Origin of the sequence: Mycobacterium paraintracellulare, assembly GCF_000276825.1 — a bacterium.
GTDB lineage: Bacteria > Actinomycetota > Actinomycetes > Mycobacteriales > Mycobacteriaceae > Mycobacterium > Mycobacterium intracellulare.
Genome location: NC_016948.1, coordinates 3,528,220 through 3,542,886 on the forward strand (window position 1 = coordinate 3,528,220; position 14,667 = coordinate 3,542,886).

At 69.2% G+C, this 14,667-nt stretch carries 15 protein-coding genes; 6 read left to right on the forward strand and 9 right to left on the reverse strand.

The window, feature by feature from the left end; translation table 11 throughout:
- Window positions 1-234: 234 nt before the first annotated feature.
- Complete coding sequence (locus OCQ_RS15920) at window positions 235-768, forward strand: DUF421 domain-containing protein (RefSeq protein WP_014385236.1); 534 nt, start codon at window positions 235-237, stop codon at window positions 766-768.
- Here the strand turns inward: OCQ_RS15920 and OCQ_RS15925 are convergent.
- Genes OCQ_RS15925 through OCQ_RS15955 form a run of 7 tightly spaced genes read right to left on the reverse strand, consistent with a single transcriptional unit; the run spans window position 758 to window position 7,070 of the window.
- Window positions 758-1,105 carry a metal-sulfur cluster assembly factor gene (locus tag OCQ_RS15925; RefSeq protein ID WP_008258091.1) on the reverse strand — a complete coding sequence of 116 codons (348 nt, stop codon included), beginning with the start codon at window positions 1,103-1,105 and terminating at the stop codon, window positions 758-760. The two genes, OCQ_RS15920 and OCQ_RS15925, sit on opposite strands and share 11 nt — an antisense overlap.
- A complete protein-coding gene (gene sufU, locus OCQ_RS15930) occupies window positions 1,080-1,580 on the reverse strand; it encodes a Fe-S cluster assembly sulfur transfer protein SufU (RefSeq protein ID WP_014385237.1) in 501 nt (166 codons plus the stop codon). The genes OCQ_RS15925 and sufU overlap by 26 nt, the downstream gene beginning before the upstream one ends.
- Window positions 1,577-2,893 carry a cysteine desulfurase gene (locus OCQ_RS15935; protein WP_014385238.1) on the reverse strand — a complete coding sequence of 439 codons (1,317 nt, stop codon included), beginning with the start codon at window positions 2,891-2,893 and terminating at the stop codon, window positions 1,577-1,579. The genes sufU and OCQ_RS15935 overlap by 4 nt, the downstream gene beginning before the upstream one ends.
- Window position 2,894: 1 nt before the next feature.
- Window positions 2,895-3,668, reverse strand: coding sequence for a Fe-S cluster assembly ATPase SufC (gene sufC, locus OCQ_RS15940; protein WP_009955752.1), 774 nt, complete (start codon window positions 3,666-3,668; stop codon window positions 2,895-2,897).
- Window positions 3,668-4,852 (reverse strand): Fe-S cluster assembly protein SufD, encoded by a 1,185-nt coding sequence (gene sufD / locus OCQ_RS15945; protein WP_009955753.1) that lies wholly within the window; start codon window positions 4,850-4,852, stop codon window positions 3,668-3,670. The genes sufC and sufD overlap by 1 nt, the downstream gene beginning before the upstream one ends.
- A complete protein-coding gene (gene sufB / locus OCQ_RS15950) occupies window positions 4,852-6,300 on the reverse strand; it encodes a Fe-S cluster assembly protein SufB (RefSeq protein ID WP_009955754.1) in 1,449 nt (482 codons plus the stop codon). The genes sufD and sufB overlap by 1 nt, the downstream gene beginning before the upstream one ends.
- The gene (locus OCQ_RS15955) at window positions 6,297-7,070 is read right to left on the reverse strand and encodes a helix-turn-helix transcriptional regulator (RefSeq protein WP_009955755.1); all 774 of its coding nucleotides are present in this window, start codon (window positions 7,068-7,070) and stop codon (window positions 6,297-6,299) included. The genes sufB and OCQ_RS15955 overlap by 4 nt, the downstream gene beginning before the upstream one ends.
- Before the next feature lie 96 nt (window positions 7,071-7,166).
- Between OCQ_RS15955 and mptB the strand changes: the two genes are divergently transcribed.
- The 4 genes from mptB to OCQ_RS15975 all read left to right on the forward strand — a co-directional run bounded on the left by mptB (window position 7,167) and on the right by OCQ_RS15975 (window position 11,656).
- Window positions 7,167-8,870 (forward strand): polyprenol phosphomannose-dependent alpha 1,6 mannosyltransferase MptB, encoded by a 1,704-nt coding sequence (gene mptB / locus OCQ_RS15960; RefSeq protein WP_014385239.1) that lies wholly within the window; start codon window positions 7,167-7,169, stop codon window positions 8,868-8,870.
- A 61-nt stretch (window positions 8,871-8,931) separates the two neighbouring features.
- Window positions 8,932-9,867, forward strand: a complete 936-nt coding sequence (locus OCQ_RS15965) for an ABC transporter ATP-binding protein (RefSeq protein ID WP_041785083.1) — start codon at window positions 8,932-8,934, stop codon at window positions 9,865-9,867.
- Window positions 9,864-10,640 carry an ABC transporter permease gene (locus OCQ_RS15970; protein WP_014385241.1) on the forward strand — a complete coding sequence of 259 codons (777 nt, stop codon included), beginning with the start codon at window positions 9,864-9,866 and terminating at the stop codon, window positions 10,638-10,640. Before OCQ_RS15965 ends, OCQ_RS15970 begins: the two co-directional genes overlap by 4 nt.
- A 62-nt stretch (window positions 10,641-10,702) precedes the next feature.
- Window positions 10,703-11,656 (forward strand): COX15/CtaA family protein, encoded by a 954-nt coding sequence (locus OCQ_RS15975; RefSeq protein ID WP_014385242.1) that lies wholly within the window; start codon window positions 10,703-10,705, stop codon window positions 11,654-11,656.
- Here OCQ_RS15975 and OCQ_RS15980 read toward each other — a convergent pair.
- Window positions 11,606-12,256, reverse strand: coding sequence for an ATP-grasp domain-containing protein (locus OCQ_RS15980; protein ID WP_041785086.1), 651 nt, complete (start codon window positions 12,254-12,256; stop codon window positions 11,606-11,608). The two genes, OCQ_RS15975 and OCQ_RS15980, sit on opposite strands and share 51 nt — an antisense overlap.
- A 19-nt stretch (window positions 12,257-12,275) precedes the next feature.
- Between OCQ_RS15980 and OCQ_RS15985 the strand changes: the two genes are divergently transcribed.
- Window positions 12,276-13,250 carry a quinone oxidoreductase family protein gene (locus OCQ_RS15985; protein ID WP_008258103.1) on the forward strand — a complete coding sequence of 325 codons (975 nt, stop codon included), beginning with the start codon at window positions 12,276-12,278 and terminating at the stop codon, window positions 13,248-13,250.
- A gap of 277 nt (window positions 13,251-13,527) precedes the next feature.
- Here the strand turns inward: OCQ_RS15985 and OCQ_RS15990 are convergent, their stop codons facing one another.
- The gene (locus OCQ_RS15990) at window positions 13,528-14,454 is read right to left on the reverse strand and encodes a heme o synthase (RefSeq protein WP_008258105.1); all 927 of its coding nucleotides are present in this window, start codon (window positions 14,452-14,454) and stop codon (window positions 13,528-13,530) included.
- Between the last annotated feature and the right edge of the window lie 213 nt (window positions 14,455-14,667).

Consider the following 14,667-nt stretch of genomic DNA (forward strand, 5'->3'; position numbering starts at 1 on the left):
CCGCAGGGAGTGGCGATCGGGCTGTGCGTCCGAACCGGGGAGTTTGTGATAGCGGCGGTGGATCTCGGCGCGACATCCTGGGCCTCCGCAGGTCTGCTCATACAGTGAGCGTGACGCGCGGCGGGGTTAACCGTCATCACCCCTGCCGTTCATTCACCCGGGTGATTGGCGGTGAAGGGTGATGACAGTTCACAACGGTTGGGGCCAGGCTCACTACCGGGAACGGAGGCACGCGTGGACCGAATATTTCATGCCCTGATCGGCGACTCGGCCGGTGTAACCGGTGCCGCCATCAAATCCTCGACGCTGTTCCTCACCGCCGCGGTCCTGTTTCGCTTCACGGAGCGGCGCACCCTCGCCGAATTCGCGCCCTTCGACTGGATCGCCGCGGTCGCCGCGGGCGCCATCGTCGGCAGGGCCGCCACCGCCAGTGACGCGTCGTGGCTCAGCGCAACCACGGCGCTGATCTGCCTCCTGGTCACCCACGCGGTGTTGGCACGATTGCGCTTCATTCCGGGGGTTCGACGGTTCATCGATCCACCGCTGAAAGTGCTGATCCGCGACGGGAAGATAGACCGACGCAATCTGCGCCAATGCGGGTTGACCGCAGCCGACCTGGAGGCCGTGTTACGCCTGCACGGCCACCCCAACGCCGACTGCATCAATCTTGCGATCTTCGAGGCCAAAGGCGCCATTTCCGTTCTGCGCAAAGACGATGACTGCAGAGCGGCGCGAGATTCGAGTCGATACCGAAGTTCTAGACCGTGAAGCCAAGGGCGCGCAGTTGCTCGCGCCCGTCGTCGGTGATCTTGTCCGGGCCCCATGGCGGGTTCCACACCCAGTTGATCTTCAGCTCGTCGACCAAGCCGGCGCCGACGAGCGCGCTGCGCGACTGGTCCTCGATGACGTCCTGCAACGGGCAGGCCGCCGAGGTGAGCGTCATGTCGATCAATGCCACCGGGCCCATCTCGCCGTGCTCGACCTCCAAGCCGTACACCAGGCCCAAATCCATGACGTTGATGCCGAGTTCGGGGTCGACGACGTCATGCATCGCTTCCTCGACGTCGGCGAGCAACTCGTCATGTGGTGTGGTGGTCTCGCTCATCTGTAACCTCCTCGAGGGCTGGTTCTTGTCGTGAGTAAGCCTGTGCCAGCGCGTCTTTGCACGCCATCCACCCCAGCAGCGCGCATTTCACCCTGGCGGGGTATTTGGCCACCCCGGCGAACGCGACTCCGTCGCCGAGCACGTCCTCGTCGCCATCGATGGTGCCGCGGGAGGACACCATCTCGGTGAACGCGGTGATGGTCTTGAGGGCATCGCCGACACTTTGACCGATCACCTGCTGGGTGAGGACCGAGGTGGCCGCCTGGCTGATCGAGCAGCCCTGCCCGTCGTACGACACGTCGGCGACGGTTTCGCCGTCGTCGGACAGCGCGACGCGCAGGGTGACCTCGTCACCGCAGACCGGGTTGACGTGGAACACCTCGGCGCCGAACGGCTCCCGCAGCCCGCGGTGCTGCGGGTGCTTGTAGTGATCAAGGATCACGTCCTGATACATCTGTTCGAGGCGCAAGGTCATTGTCTCCCAACCCATGGCGACGACCCGCTGCGCCCGGCTTCGCCGCGCTTGCGATCGCCGACGAAGAAATCCAGCGCGCGGCGCACGCCCGCGACCAACCGCTCGACCTCTTCGGCGGTGTTGTACACCGCGAAGGACGCCCGGGCCGTGGCCGCCAGCCCGAACCGGCGATGCAGCGGCAGCGCGCAGTGGTGCCCCACGCGCACCGCGACGCCGTCGTCGTCGAGGACCTGCCCGACGTCGTGCGCGTGCACGCCTTCGACGACGAATGACACCGGAGAGCCGCGGTTTTCCAGTGCGGTGGGCCCTATGATCCGCACGCCCTCGATCCCGGACAGGCCCTCGAGGGCGGCGGCGACCAGCCCGCGTTCGTGCGCCTCGACGGCGTCCATGCCGATGCCGTCGAGATAGCGCGCGGCCGCGGCCAGCCCGACCACCTGGGACGTCATCGGGGTGCCGGCCTCGAAACGCTGCGGGGGCGCGGCGTAGGTGGAGGCGTCCATGGCGACGTTCTCGATCATGGAGCCGCCGGTGAGGAATGGCGGCATCGCCGACAACAACTCCCCGCGTCCGTACAGCACGCCGATCCCGTTGGGACCCAGCATTTTATGGCCGGAAAAGGCGGCGAAGTCGACGTCGAGCGCGTGGAAGTCGACCGGGCGGTGCGGCACCGACTGGCAGGAGTCCAGCACGGTGAGCGCGCCGACGGCTTTGGCGCGGGAGACCAGTTCGCCCACCGGCGCGAGCGCGCCGGTGACATTGGAATGGTGGCTGAAGGCAACGACTTTGACCCGCTCGTCGAGCTCCAGCGAGTCCAGGTCGATGCGGCCCTCGTCGGAGATGCCGTACCAGCGCAGCGTGGCACCGGTGCGGCGGGCCAGCTCCTGCCAGGGGACCAGGTTGGCGTGGTGCTCGAGCTCGGTGGTGACGATGACGTCGCCGGGGCCGACGGCACGCTCGAACCGGTTGTCGCCCAGCACATAGGAGACCAGGTTGAGCGCCTCGGTGGCGTTCTTGGTGAAGATCAGCTCCTGCGCGTCGGCGCCGACGAACGCCGCGATGTCGGCGCGGCCCTGCTCGTAGGCGTCGGTGGCCTCCTCCATCAGCTGGTGCGCACCACGATGCACGCCCCCGTTGGACGTCAGCAGAAACTCGCGCTCGGCGTCGAGCACCTGCAGCGGACGCTGGGCCGTCGCCCCGGAGTCCAGATACGCCAACTGGTTTCCGCCGCGCATGACGCGCTTGAGGATCGGGAAGTCGGCGCGGATCGCCGCGAGATCGAGAGCGGAAGCCGCCGCATCACGCCGAGTCATGTCAGGCCTTCGCAGACGCCGCCTGCACGAAGCGCTCGTAGCCGTGCTCCTCGAGCTGGTCGGCCAATTCCGGGCCGCCGGCTTCGACGATGCGCCCGCCGACGAACACGTGGACGAACTGCGGCTGGATGTAGCGCAGGATGCGGGTGTAGTGCGTGATCAGCAGAACGCCGCCATGCTCGGCTTCGGCGTAGCGATTCACACCCTCACTGACCACCCGCAGCGCGTCGACGTCCAGGCCGGAGTCGGTCTCGTCCAGGATGGCGATCTTGGGCTTGAGCAGCGACAGCTGAAGAATCTCGTGGCGCTTCTTCTCGCCGCCGGAAAAGCCTTCGTTCACACTGCGTTCGGAGAACGCCGGGTCGATCCCCAGGTCGTCCATCGCGGCCTTGACTTCCTTGACCCAGTGCCGCAGCTTCGGCGCCTCACCGCGCACGGCGGTGGCGGCCGAGCGCAGGAAGTTCGACATGGACACCCCGGTGACCTCGATCGGGTACTGCATCGCGAGGAACAGGCCGGCCCGGGCGCGTTCGTCGACGCTCATCGCCAGCACGTCCTGGCCGTCCAGCGTGATCGATCCGGACGTCACCTCGTACTTCGGGTGCCCGGCGATGGCGTAGGACAGGGTGGACTTGCCGGATCCGTTGGGACCCATCAGCGCGTGCGTCTCCCCCGAGGACACCGTGAGGTCGACGCCCTTGAGGATTCCGATGGCGTCGGCCTCGTTGGTGCGCGCGACGCTGACGTGTAAGTCCTTGATTTCGAGCGTGGTCATCAGTTCTTGTTTCCTTCGGTCAGCTCAAGCTCGTGTTCGATGGCCTCGGTCAGGCGCTCGCGCACGGCGGGCACGGCGATCTTCTGGATGATCTCGGCGAAGAAGCCGCGCACGATCAATCGGCGGGCCTGGTCTTCGGGGATACCGCGGGCCCGTAGGTAGAACACCTGCTCGTCGTCGAATCGCCCTGTGGCACTTGCGTGTCCGGCGCCGACGATCTCACCGGTCTCGATCTCGAGGTTGGGCACCGAATCGGCGCGGGCACCGTCGGTGAGGATCAGATTGCGGTTGGTTTCGAAGGTGTCGGTGCCGGTCGCCTCGGCGCGGATCAGCACGTCGCCGACCCAGACGGCGTGTGCGTCCGGACGGTCGGATTCCGGATCCGCTTGCAGCGCACCCTTGTACAGCACGTCCGAGCGGCAATTGGGGTGAGCGTGGTCGACGAGCAGCCGGGATTCGATGTGCTGGCCGTCATCGGCGAAGTAGGTGCCGAGCAGTTGAGCGTCGCCGCCGGCGGCGGTGAACCGCACCGTCGTCGAGGTGCGCACCAGGTCTCCCCCGAGCGTCACGTTGACGTGGCCGAGCACCGAATCCTTGCCCAGCCGTGCGTGATGCGCGCTGACGTTGACCATGTCGTCCGCCCAGTCGGCGATCCAGATCACCCCGAGCGCCGCCGAGTCTGAAACAATGATCTCGACGTTGTCGGCGTACGTTCCGCTGCCGCGCAGGTCGACGACCACGATGGCCCGCGCGAGTTCCTCGACGCGGATCTGCAGATGCCCGTAGGCGACCGCGCCCTCGCCCGGCCCGTCCACCACGATCTCGATGGGCTTGGCGACCTCGGTGTCACGCGCCACGGTCACCACCGTCGCGGAGTTGAACGACGAGAAAGCCTGAGCCGCAACGCGATCGGCGGGAACGCCGCCCTGGCCCAGCCGCTCGTCGCCTCGGCGGACGACTTCGGTGCGCACACCCGGCTGTTCGGTGACGGTGATCTGCGCCTTGCCGGTGGCATGCGCCGAACCGTCGTGCAGGCCGCGCAGCCGGCGCAACGGGGTGAAGCGCCAGATTTCGTCGCGGCCGTGCGGGACCTCGAACGCGTCCACGTCGAAGGAGGAGAACAGCTCCCCCTTGTTCAGCGCGGTAAGCGACGACCCCTCGACCGCTTCGGTCAGATTCGTCACTAGCCGACCGCGCCTTCCATCTGGAGCTCGATCAGGCGGTTGAGCTCCAGCGCGTACTCCATCGGCAGCTCTTTGGCGATCGGCTCGACGAAGCCGCGCACCACCATCGCCATCGCCTCGTCCTCGGTCAGGCCGCGGCTCATCAGGTAGAAGAGCTGGTCCTCGCTGACCTTGGACACGGTGGCCTCGTGCCCCATCGTGACGTCGTCCTCGCGGATGTCGACATACGGATAGGTGTCGCTGCGGCTGATCGTATCGACCAGCAGCGCATCGCATTTCACGCTGGAGCGTGATCCGTGGGCGCCCTTGTTCACCTGCACCAGGCCGCGATACGAGGCGCGGCCCCCGCCGCGCGCCACCGACTTGGACACGATGTTGCTCGACGTGTTGGGCGCCAGGTGCAGCATCTTGGCGCCGGTGTCCTGGTGCTGGTCTTCGCCGGCGAAGGCCACCGAGAGGACCTCGCCCTTGGCGTACTCGCCGGTCATCCAGACCGCCGGGTACTTCATGGTGACCTTGGATCCGATATTGCCGTCGACCCACTCCATCGTCGCGCCGGCCTCGGCGCGGGCGCGCTTGGTGACCAGGTTGTAGACGTTGTTCGACCAGTTCTGAATCGTCGTATAGCGAACGCGCGCATTGGGTTTCACGATGATCTCGACGACGGCCGAGTGCAGCGAGTCCGATTTGTAGATCGGCGCGGTGCAGCCCTCGACGTAGTGCACGTACGAACCCTCGTCGGCGATGATCAGCGTCCGCTCGAACTGGCCCATGTTCTCGGTGTTGATCCGGAAGTAGGCCTGCAGCGGGATGTCGACGTGCACGCCCGGTGGGACGTAGATGAACGAGCCGCCGCTCCACACCGCGGTGTTGAGCGCGGAGAACTTGTTGTCCCCCGCCGGGATCACGGTGCCGAAGTACTCCTGGAAGATCTCGGGGTGCTCGCGCAGGCCGGTGTCGGTGTCGACGAAGATGACGCCCTGGGCCTCGAGGTCCTCGCGGATCTGGTGGTAGACCACCTCGGACTCGTACTGCGCCGCCACGCCACCGACCAGGCGCTGCTTCTCCGCCTCGGGGATGCCCAGCCGGTCGTAGGTGTTGCGGATGTCCTCGGGCAGGTCATCCCAGGTCGCCGCCTGCTTTTCGGTGGAGCGCACGAAGTACTTGATGTTCTCGAAGTCGATGCCCTCCAGGTTCGAGCCCCACGTCGGCATCGGCTTGCGCTCGAAGATGCGCAGCGCCTTGAGCCGGGCCTGCAGCATCCACTCGGGCTCGCTCTTCTTCTCGGAGATGTCGCGGACCACCGCCTCGGACAGCCCGCGCTGGGCGCTGGCGCCCGCGACGTCGGAGTCGGCCCAGCCGTAGCCGTACCGCCCCAGGGAGGCGATCGCCTCTTCCTGGGTCAGCGGCGCGGTAGCCGTCTTGCTGGCCTCGGGTGTGAGTGTCATCGAGACGCTCCTTTGATGCTCGTGGTGTCGGTCATGTGGCGCGGGCTGGGCGCCGTACTTGAAGCCTTGCTCTGCGTCAGCGGGACGTGCGTGGTGCAGGCGCAGTCGCCGTTGACGATGGTCGCCAACCGCTGGACATGGGTGCCCAGCACCTCGGCCATCGCCTGCTGTTCGGCCTCGCACAGCTCGGGGAATTCCTCGGCGACATGCGAGACCGGGCAGTGGTGCTGGCAGATCTGCACGCCGTGAATCGGCCCGCCGACCTGGGTGGTGCTGGCGACATACCCGGCCTTGGTCAGCGCGGTGGCGATCCGTTCGGCGGCCGCCTCGACGTCGTCGTCCGCCGCGCTGTCAGCCGCGGTGACCTCGGTCAAGATGGCGTCGATCCGTTGCCGGGCGAACGCCTGAACCGCCTCTTCGCCGCCGATCTCGCGAAGCTGCCGCATGGCCGCCGCCGCCAGGTCGTCGTAGGCGTGGTCGAGCTTGGCCCGACCGCCGGCGGTCAACCGGTAGCGCTTCGCGGGACGCCCGCGCCCCGCCTGCTGCCATGCCGCGGGGGCCGTGGCCTCGGCATCGCCGGCCTCGATCAGGGCGTCGAGGTGCCGGCGCACACCGGCGGCCGCCAGGCCCAGCCGGTCACCGATCTCGCCCGCGGTGATCGTTCCGGATTCCAGCAGCAGGCGCACGATGGCGCGGCGGGTGTGACGATCCGAGCTCGCAGCGCCGACGTCGGGCGCGGCGACGCCATCGGGGCTGGTTCGGATTTTCACAACACCAGTGTGACGCAATTCCGACGATCGGTCTAGCAAGGGTCCCCTGTCCTGGCGTTGCGCTGGTCACACCGCCGGACGGCTACGCTGCTGAAGATGTCAGCCCGCCACCACACGCTGAGCTCGTCGATCGCGAGTCTGCACGGCGACGAGCAGGCGGTGGGTACGCCGCTGAACGATACCGAGCTGACCTCGCTCCGCCGCATCCGCCTGTTCGGCGCCAGCGGCACGATGCTGATGGCGATCGGCGCGCTGGGCGCCGGGGCGCGGCCCGTCGTGCAGGACCCGACGTTCGGGGTGCGGCTGCTCAACCTGCCGTCGCGCATTCAGACCGTGTCGTTGACGATGACGACCACGGGCGCGGTCATGATGGCGCTGGCCTGGCTGATGCTCGGCCGGTTCGCGCTGGGCAACCGGCGGATGTCGCGCGGTGACCTGGACCGCACCCTGCTGCTGTGGGTGCTGCCGCTGCTGATCGCCCCACCGATGTACAGCAAGGACGTCTACTCCTATCTGGCGCAGAGCCAGATCTCCCTGGAGGGACTCGACCCGTACCGGGTCGGCCCGGCCTCCGGGCTGGGCCTGTCCCACATCTTCACCCTGTCCGTGCCGACGCTGTGGCGCGAGACGCCCGCGCCCTACGGCCCGCTGTTTCTGTGGATGGGGCGCGGCATTTCGGCGATCACCGGGGAGAACATCGTCGCGGCCGTGCTGTGCCACCGGCTCGTCGAGCTGCTCGGCGTCGCACTGATCGTGTGGGCGACGCCCCGGCTGGCCCGGCGCTGCGGCGTCGCCGAGGTCAGCGCGCTGTGGCTGGGCGCGGCCAATCCGCTGCTGATCATGCATCTGGTGGCCGGCGTGCACAACGAGGCGTTGATGCTGGGCCTGATGCTGGCGGGTGCCGAATTCGCGCTGCGCGGTGTCGACACCCCGCGCCTGCTGCCGCGCTCCCTCAAGCCGGGTCCCGACTGGGAACCGCTGGGCATGCTGGTGGCCGGCGCCGTCCTGATCACGCTGTCGTCGCAGGTGAAGCTGCCGTCGCTGCTGGCGCTGGGCTTCGTCACGATGGCCCTGGCCTACCGGCGGGGAGGAAACCTGCGCGCCCTGCTGTTGACCGGAGGCGGCATGGCGGCCCTGTCGCTGGCGGTGATGGCCGTCGTGGGCTGGGCCAGCGGCCTGGGCTTCGGCTGGATCTACACGCTGGGCACCGCGAACGTGGTGCGCAGCTGGATGTCGCCCCCGACGCTGCTGGCGCTCGGCACCGGGCAGGTGGGCATCCTGCTGGGCCTGGGCGATCACACCACCGCGGTGTTGGGACTGACCCGTGCGATCGGTGTGCTGATCATCACGGTCATGGTGGCGTGGCTGCTGCTGGCCGTCTTCCGCGGCCGGTTGCACCCGATCGGCGGCCTCGGCGTCGCGCTGGGCATCTGCGTGCTGCTGTTCCCGGTCGTGCAGCCCTGGTATCTGCTGTGGGCGATCATCCCGCTGGCCTGCTGGGCCACCCGCACCGGCTTCCGGGTGGCGGCGATCGTCATCAGCCTCGTCGTCGGCATCTTCGGCCCGACCGCCAACGGCGACCGGTTCGCACTGTTCCAGATCGTGGACGCCACGCTGGCCAGCACCGTCATCGTGGTGCTGCTCATCGCGCTGACCTACACCCGGTTGCCCTGGCGGCCCCTGCCGGTGCAGGCCCGGGAAACCGACCGTCGACCGGCCGCCGACCCGTCATCGCCCGCGCAACCTGCCCCGACCCCGCGGCCGACGCCGACCCATGACGCCTACGCTGATTCCACGTGAGCCGCGCCGACGACCCAGCCGTGCGCCGCATGAGCGGCGCCTATGAGGAGGAGCGGCGCTCGTGAGTCCCGACGTTCCTGACACGGTCGTGCGACTGCGCGGCGTGAACAAGCACTACGGATCCACCACAGCGGTCTCCGACCTCGACCTGGAAGTGCACGCCGCCGAGGTGCTGGCCCTGCTCGGGCCCAACGGCGCCGGTAAGACCACGACGGTCGAGATGTGCGAGGGCTTCGTGCGCCCGGACGCCGGCACCATCGAGGTGCTCGGCCTGGACCCGATCGCCGACAACGCGCGGCTGCGGGCGCGCATCGGCGTGATGCTGCAGGGCGGCGGCGGCTACCCGGCGGCCCGCGCCGGCGAGATGCTCGACCTGGTGGCCGCCTACGCGGCCGATCCGCTGGACCCGGCCTGGCTGCTGGACATCCTGGGCCTCACCGACGCCGCGCGCACCACCTACCGGCGGCTCTCCGGCGGCCAGCAGCAACGGCTCGCGCTGGCGTGCGCGCTGGTCGGCCGGCCCGAATTGGTGTTCCTCGACGAGCCCACGGCGGGCATGGACGCCCACGCGCGGCTGCTGGTGTGGGAGCTGATCGACGCGCTGCGCCGCGACGGCGTGACGGTGGTGCTGACGACCCACCAGCTCAAAGAAGCCGAGGAGCTCGCCGACCGGATCGTCATCATCGACCGCGGGGCGACGGTGGCCTCGGGCACGCCCACCGAGCTCATGCGCAGCGGCGCCAAGGACCAGTTGCGGTTCAGCGCGCCGCCCCGGCTCGACCTGTCCCTGTTGACCGCGGCGCTGCCCGAGGACTACAAGGCCACCGAGGTGACGCCGGGCGAATACCTCGTCGAGGGCCCGGTCGACCCGCAGGTGCTGGCGACGGTCACGGCGTGGTGTGCCCGGATCGACGTGCTGGCCACCGACATGCGCGTCGAGCAACGCAGCCTTGAGGACGTGTTCCTCGACCTCACCGGCAGGAAGTTGCGGCCATGAGCGAATCACCTTTCCCCGCAGGCACTTTCGCCCCCGACCCGCGCCCCAGCGCGGTGCCCAAGATGCTGGCCGCGCAGTTCGGTCTGGAGCTCAAGCTGCTGCTGCGCAACGGCGAACAACTGCTGCTGACCATGTTCATCCCGATCACGCTGCTGGTCGGGCTCACGCTGCTTCCGCTCGGCTCGTTCGGCCAGCACCGCGCCGCCACGTTCACCCCGGTCATCATGGCGCTGGCGGTGATCTCGACCGCGTTCACCGGGCAGGCGATCGCGGTCGCCTTCGATCGCCGCTACGGCGCGCTCAAGCGGCTCGGGGCCACCCCGCTGCCGGTGTGGGGCATCATCGCGGGCAAGTCCCTGGCCGTCGTCACGGTGGTGTTCTTGCAGGCAATCCTGTTGGGCGCCATCGGTTTTGCGCTGGGTTGGCGACCCGCGTTGCTCGCGTTGGCGTTGGGCGCGGGGGTCATCGCGCTGGGCACCGTGGTGTTCGCGGCCCTCGGCCTGCTGCTCGGCGGGACGCTGCGGGCCGAGATCGTGCTCGCGGTCGCCAACCTGATGTGGTTCGTCTTCGCCGGCCTGGGCGCGCTGACCGTGGAAACCGACATCATCCCGACGGGTGTGAAATGGGCGGCCCGGCTGACCCCGTCGGGCGCGCTGACCGAGGCGCTGTCGCAGGCGATGACCATGTCGGTGGACTGGTTCGGGGTGATCGTCCTGGCGGCCTGGGGCACGCTGGCCGCGCTGAGCGCGCTGCGCTGGTTCCGGTTCACCTGACGACCGCTCGGCGACCCAGGGCGTACTACAGCATGTAGTTTTCGGTGCCTTAGGATCGGGCCGTGCTCGGACGAACGCTGTTGCGACTGGTGGACCTGCTCCCCAATCCCAGTCTGGGCGTCCAGCGGCTGATCGCCGCGGCCGTCATCCTGACCCAGGGCGGCATCGCCATCACCGGCGCGATCGTGCGCGTCACCGCCTCGGGGCTGGGCTGCCCCACCTGGCCGCAATGCTTTCCGGGCAGCTTCGTCCCGGTGGCCCACGCCGAGGTGCCGCGCATCCACCAGGCCGTCGAGTTCGGCAACCGGATGGTCACCTTCGCCGTGGTGATCACCGCGGCGTTGGCCGTGCTCGCGGTGACGCGGGCCCGCCGACGGCGCGAGGTCCTGGTGTATGCGTGGCTGATGCCGGTGTCGACCGTCGTCCAGGCGGTCATCGGCGGCATCACCGTGCGCACCGGGCTGCTGTGGTGGACGGTGGCCATCCACCTGCTGACGTCGATGACGATGGTGTGGCTCGCGGTGCTGCTCTACGTCAAGATCGGCGAGCCCGACGACGGAGCCGTGCGCGTGCTGATCCCCGCGCCCCTGCGCGCGCTGACCGCGCTCTCGGGCGTGAACCTGGCCGCGGTGCTGATCACCGGCACGCTGGTGACGGCCGCCGGCCCCCACGCGGGTGACCGCAGCGCCACCCGGACGGTGCCGCGACTCAAGGTCGAAGTCGCCACTTTGGTGCACGTGCACTCCTCGCTGCTGGTCGCCTACCTCGCGCTGGTCGTGGGCCTGGGCTTCGGGCTGCTGGCGGTGCGTGCGACCCGCGCGGTGCTGCGGCGGCTCGGGGTGCTGCTCGTCCTGCTGTGTGCGCAGGCCGCCGTCGGCACCGCCCAGTACTACACCGGCGTCCCGGCGGCGCTCGTCGCCCTGCACGTGGCGGGGGCCGCCGCGGCCACCGCCGCCACCGCGGCGCTATGGGCGTCGATGCGAGAACGGGCCGAGCCCGAGCCGCTCGCAGCCTGACTCGACCGCCACGGCGAACCGGCGCTGCGCGAGCTCGCGAGTGGCGGCGTCCACGTGCCGCCAACCCAGCTGCGGCGCAACGAGATCCAGCTTCACCAACCGGTCCCCCGCCACGTCGGCGCGCGCGTAGAGGAGCTCCCGCGCGCCGACCCCGGCGCGTTCGGCGGCCGCCGCCAGCGCGGCATAGGCGAGGTCCCAGGACTCGAACTCCGGCTCGCCCGGCCAGGCGTGGGATCGCTCCCCGCCGAGAAAGATCAACGTCGAGCGGGCCGTCGCGCCAGGGTCCGTCGGGATCCCGTCGTCCGCGAGATCGCGCAGATAGCGCTCAGTGAAATTCCAGGCGATGGCGTCGGGCGGGTTGAGCAGGTGGCGCACCCGGCGGGTCCAGGCCAGGAATTCGTCGCGCCGGCCCGGCCCGACCGGGGCGGCCCGCAGGATCACCAGGTCGGCCTGGGCGGCCCCCGGGTCGTCCCAGGACAGCCACCGCGCGTGCAGGCCACGCCGGCGCAGCGCGGGCACCAGCCCCGCGTCGTCGGGGTCGTCGCCGGGCCCCGCCAGCACGATGCGGGGATGGAAGACGTCCGGACGAGCGAGCTTCATGCCCGGGCATGATAAGCACATGCACGCAATCGAAGTCAGCGAAACCGGCGGCCCCGAGGTGCTGCGCTACGTCGATACGCCGCAACCCTCCCCCGGCCCGGGCGAGGTGCTGATCGAGGCCGAGGCCATCGGCGTCAACTACATCGACACGTATTTCCGCTCGGGCCAGTACCCGCGCCAGCTGCCGTTCATCCTCGGCCAGGAGACGAGCGGCACGGTGGTGGACACCGGCGAGGGCGTCGAGGGGTTCACCGCCGGCGACCGGGTGGTCACCGCCACGGCTTCCGGCGGTTATGCCGAATATGCCACCGCCCCAGCGTCTTTCACCGCGTCGGTGCCCGACGGCGTTCCCGCCGACGTGGCGGCCTCGGCGCTGCTGAAGGGGCTGACCGCGCATTACCTGTTGAAGTCGGTGTATCCGGTGCAGGCCGGCGACACGGTGCTGGTGCACGCCGGCGCGGGCGGTGTCGGACTGATCCTGACGCAGTGGGCGCACCTGCTCGGCGCGCGGGTGATCACGACGGTCTCGACCCCGGAGAAGGCGCGGATGTCGGCGAAGGCCGGCGCCGACGAGGTGCTCTCCTACCCCGACGACGCCGACGAGTTCGGCGAGCGGATCCGGGCGTTGACCGACGGTGCCGGGGTGGCCGCGGTGTACGACGGCGTGGGCGCGACCACCTTCGACGCCAGCCTGGCCAGCCTGGCCGTGCGGGGCACGCTCGCGCTGTTCGGCGCGGCCAGCGGGCCCGTTCCGCCGTTCGATCCGCAGCGGCTCAATGCCGCCGGCTCCGTGTTTTTGACCCGGCCGTCGCTGGCGCACTTCGTCCGCACCGGGCAGGAATTCAGCTGGCGCGCAGAGGAATTGTTCGCCGCGATCGCCCGTGGCGACATCACCGTCGAGGTCGGCGGGCGTTACCCTCTGGCCGATGCCGCCCGCGCCCACGAGGACCTGCAGGGCCGCAAGACCACGGGCTCGATCGTGCTGGTGCCCTGAGGGCTGTCGAGTCACAGCGGCCACATTGGTTCGCCGCGGAAGGCATGGGCGTTTTGCCCACCTCCGAGCGACAACGCATCGCGGTGGGGTTGCCGTTACTAGGCGCGGTGGGGTTGCCCTTACGCGCCGTGGTGGGTTGCCGCTACCCGCCGTGGTGGGGTTGCGACAACTCGGGCCGGACGATTGTCGCGGGGAGGTGGGCATTCGCGGTCCACTCTCTCGGAGAGACTGGAGTGGCCCAAGTGACTGGCGGCGCCCGAGTGGCGGCCCCAGATCGTCAGAACAGGTGCGGCAGCCCGATGGCCGAGTCGATCGCCAACGCGCAGAACACCACCGCCAGGTAGTTGTTCGACTGCAGGAACAACCGCAGCGGCTTGACCGGCTCACCGACGCGCACCCCCGCGTACAGCTGGTGCGCCATCGCCAGGAACCACACCCCGGCCACCACGGCGACCGCCGCGTACAGCCAGCCCGTCGCCAGCGCCAGCGCCAGGGTGGACAGCACCGTCAGCCAGGTGTAGATCAGGATCTGCTTGGTCACCTGGCGCTCGGTCGCGACAGCCGGCAGCATCGGGACGCCCGCCGCTTTGTAGTCGTCCTTGTAGCGCATCGCCAGCGCCCAGGTGTGCGGCGGCGTCCAGAAGAAAATGATGGCGAACATCACCAAGGCGGGCCAGCCGATCGTGTTCGTCACGGCGGACCAACCGATCATCACCGGCATGCAGCCGGCCGCACCGCCCCACACGACGTTCTGCGAGGTGCGGCGCTTGAGCAGCAGTGTGTAAACGAACACATAGAACGCGATCGTCGCCAGGGCCAGCAGCCCCGACAGCAGGTTGGTCGTCCACCACAGCCAGAAGAACGACCCGACCGTCAGCACCAGCCCGAGCACCAGGGCGTTGCGGGTGGGCACCGCGGCCCTCGCCAGCGGCCGGCGCGCCGTGCGCTTCATCACCTTGTCGATGTCCGCGTCGGCCACGCAGTTCAGCGTGTTGGCGCCCCCGGCGGCCAGCATGCCGCCGATCAGGGTGTTGACGATCAGCAGCGGGTTGACCGTGCCGCGCTGCGCGAGCAGCATCGCCGGGATCGCGGTCACGAGCAGCAGCTCGATGACCCGCGGCTTGGTCAGCGCCAGGTACGCCAGCACCGTGCCTCGCACCCGGCTTGGCAATCGGCTCGGCGCGGCGCGCCCGCGAACGCTCACGCAATAACTCCTCGGGGTCGCAGCGGCGCGCAGCATCTACTACAGACGATGGTAGACCGAGTGGCGGCGATGCCCCGCCCGTGGGTCGGTTCCCGCAGACTTTTCCCAGTTTTCCGAACTGAATGTTAAGGGCTTTCGACGGGCGCGTAATTTTCTCACCTGCCGGCCGCGGGTACCCGAAATCCTGCTCTGCAAGAGCCGGCCCTCCCGCAC

Bases quoted from the DNA above. Each gene is read 5' to 3' on its own strand.
- OCQ_RS15925 (WP_008258091.1), bottom strand. From the start codon at position 1,105: ATGAGCGAGACCACCACACCACATGACGAGTTGCTCGCCGACGTCGAG.
- sufU (WP_014385237.1), bottom strand. From the start codon at position 1,580: ATGACCTTGCGCCTCGAACAGATGTATCAGGACGTGATCCTTGATCAC.
- OCQ_RS15935 (WP_014385238.1), bottom strand. From the start codon at position 2,893: ATGACTCGGCGTGATGCGGCGGCTTCCGCTCTCGATCTCGCGGCGATC.
- sufC (WP_009955752.1), bottom strand. From the start codon at position 3,668: ATGACCACGCTCGAAATCAAGGACTTACACGTCAGCGTCGCGCGCACC.
- sufB (WP_009955754.1), bottom strand. From the start codon at position 6,300: ATGACACTCACACCCGAGGCCAGCAAGACGGCTACCGCGCCGCTGACC.
- mptB (WP_014385239.1), top strand. From the start codon at position 7,167: ATGTCAGCCCGCCACCACACGCTGAGCTCGTCGATCGCGAGTCTGCAC.
- OCQ_RS15970 (WP_014385241.1), top strand. From the start codon at position 9,864: ATGAGCGAATCACCTTTCCCCGCAGGCACTTTCGCCCCCGACCCGCGC.
- OCQ_RS15980 (WP_041785086.1), bottom strand. From the start codon at position 12,256: ATGAAGCTCGCTCGTCCGGACGTCTTCCATCCCCGCATCGTGCTGGCG.
- OCQ_RS15985 (WP_008258103.1), top strand. From the start codon at position 12,276: ATGCACGCAATCGAAGTCAGCGAAACCGGCGGCCCCGAGGTGCTGCGC.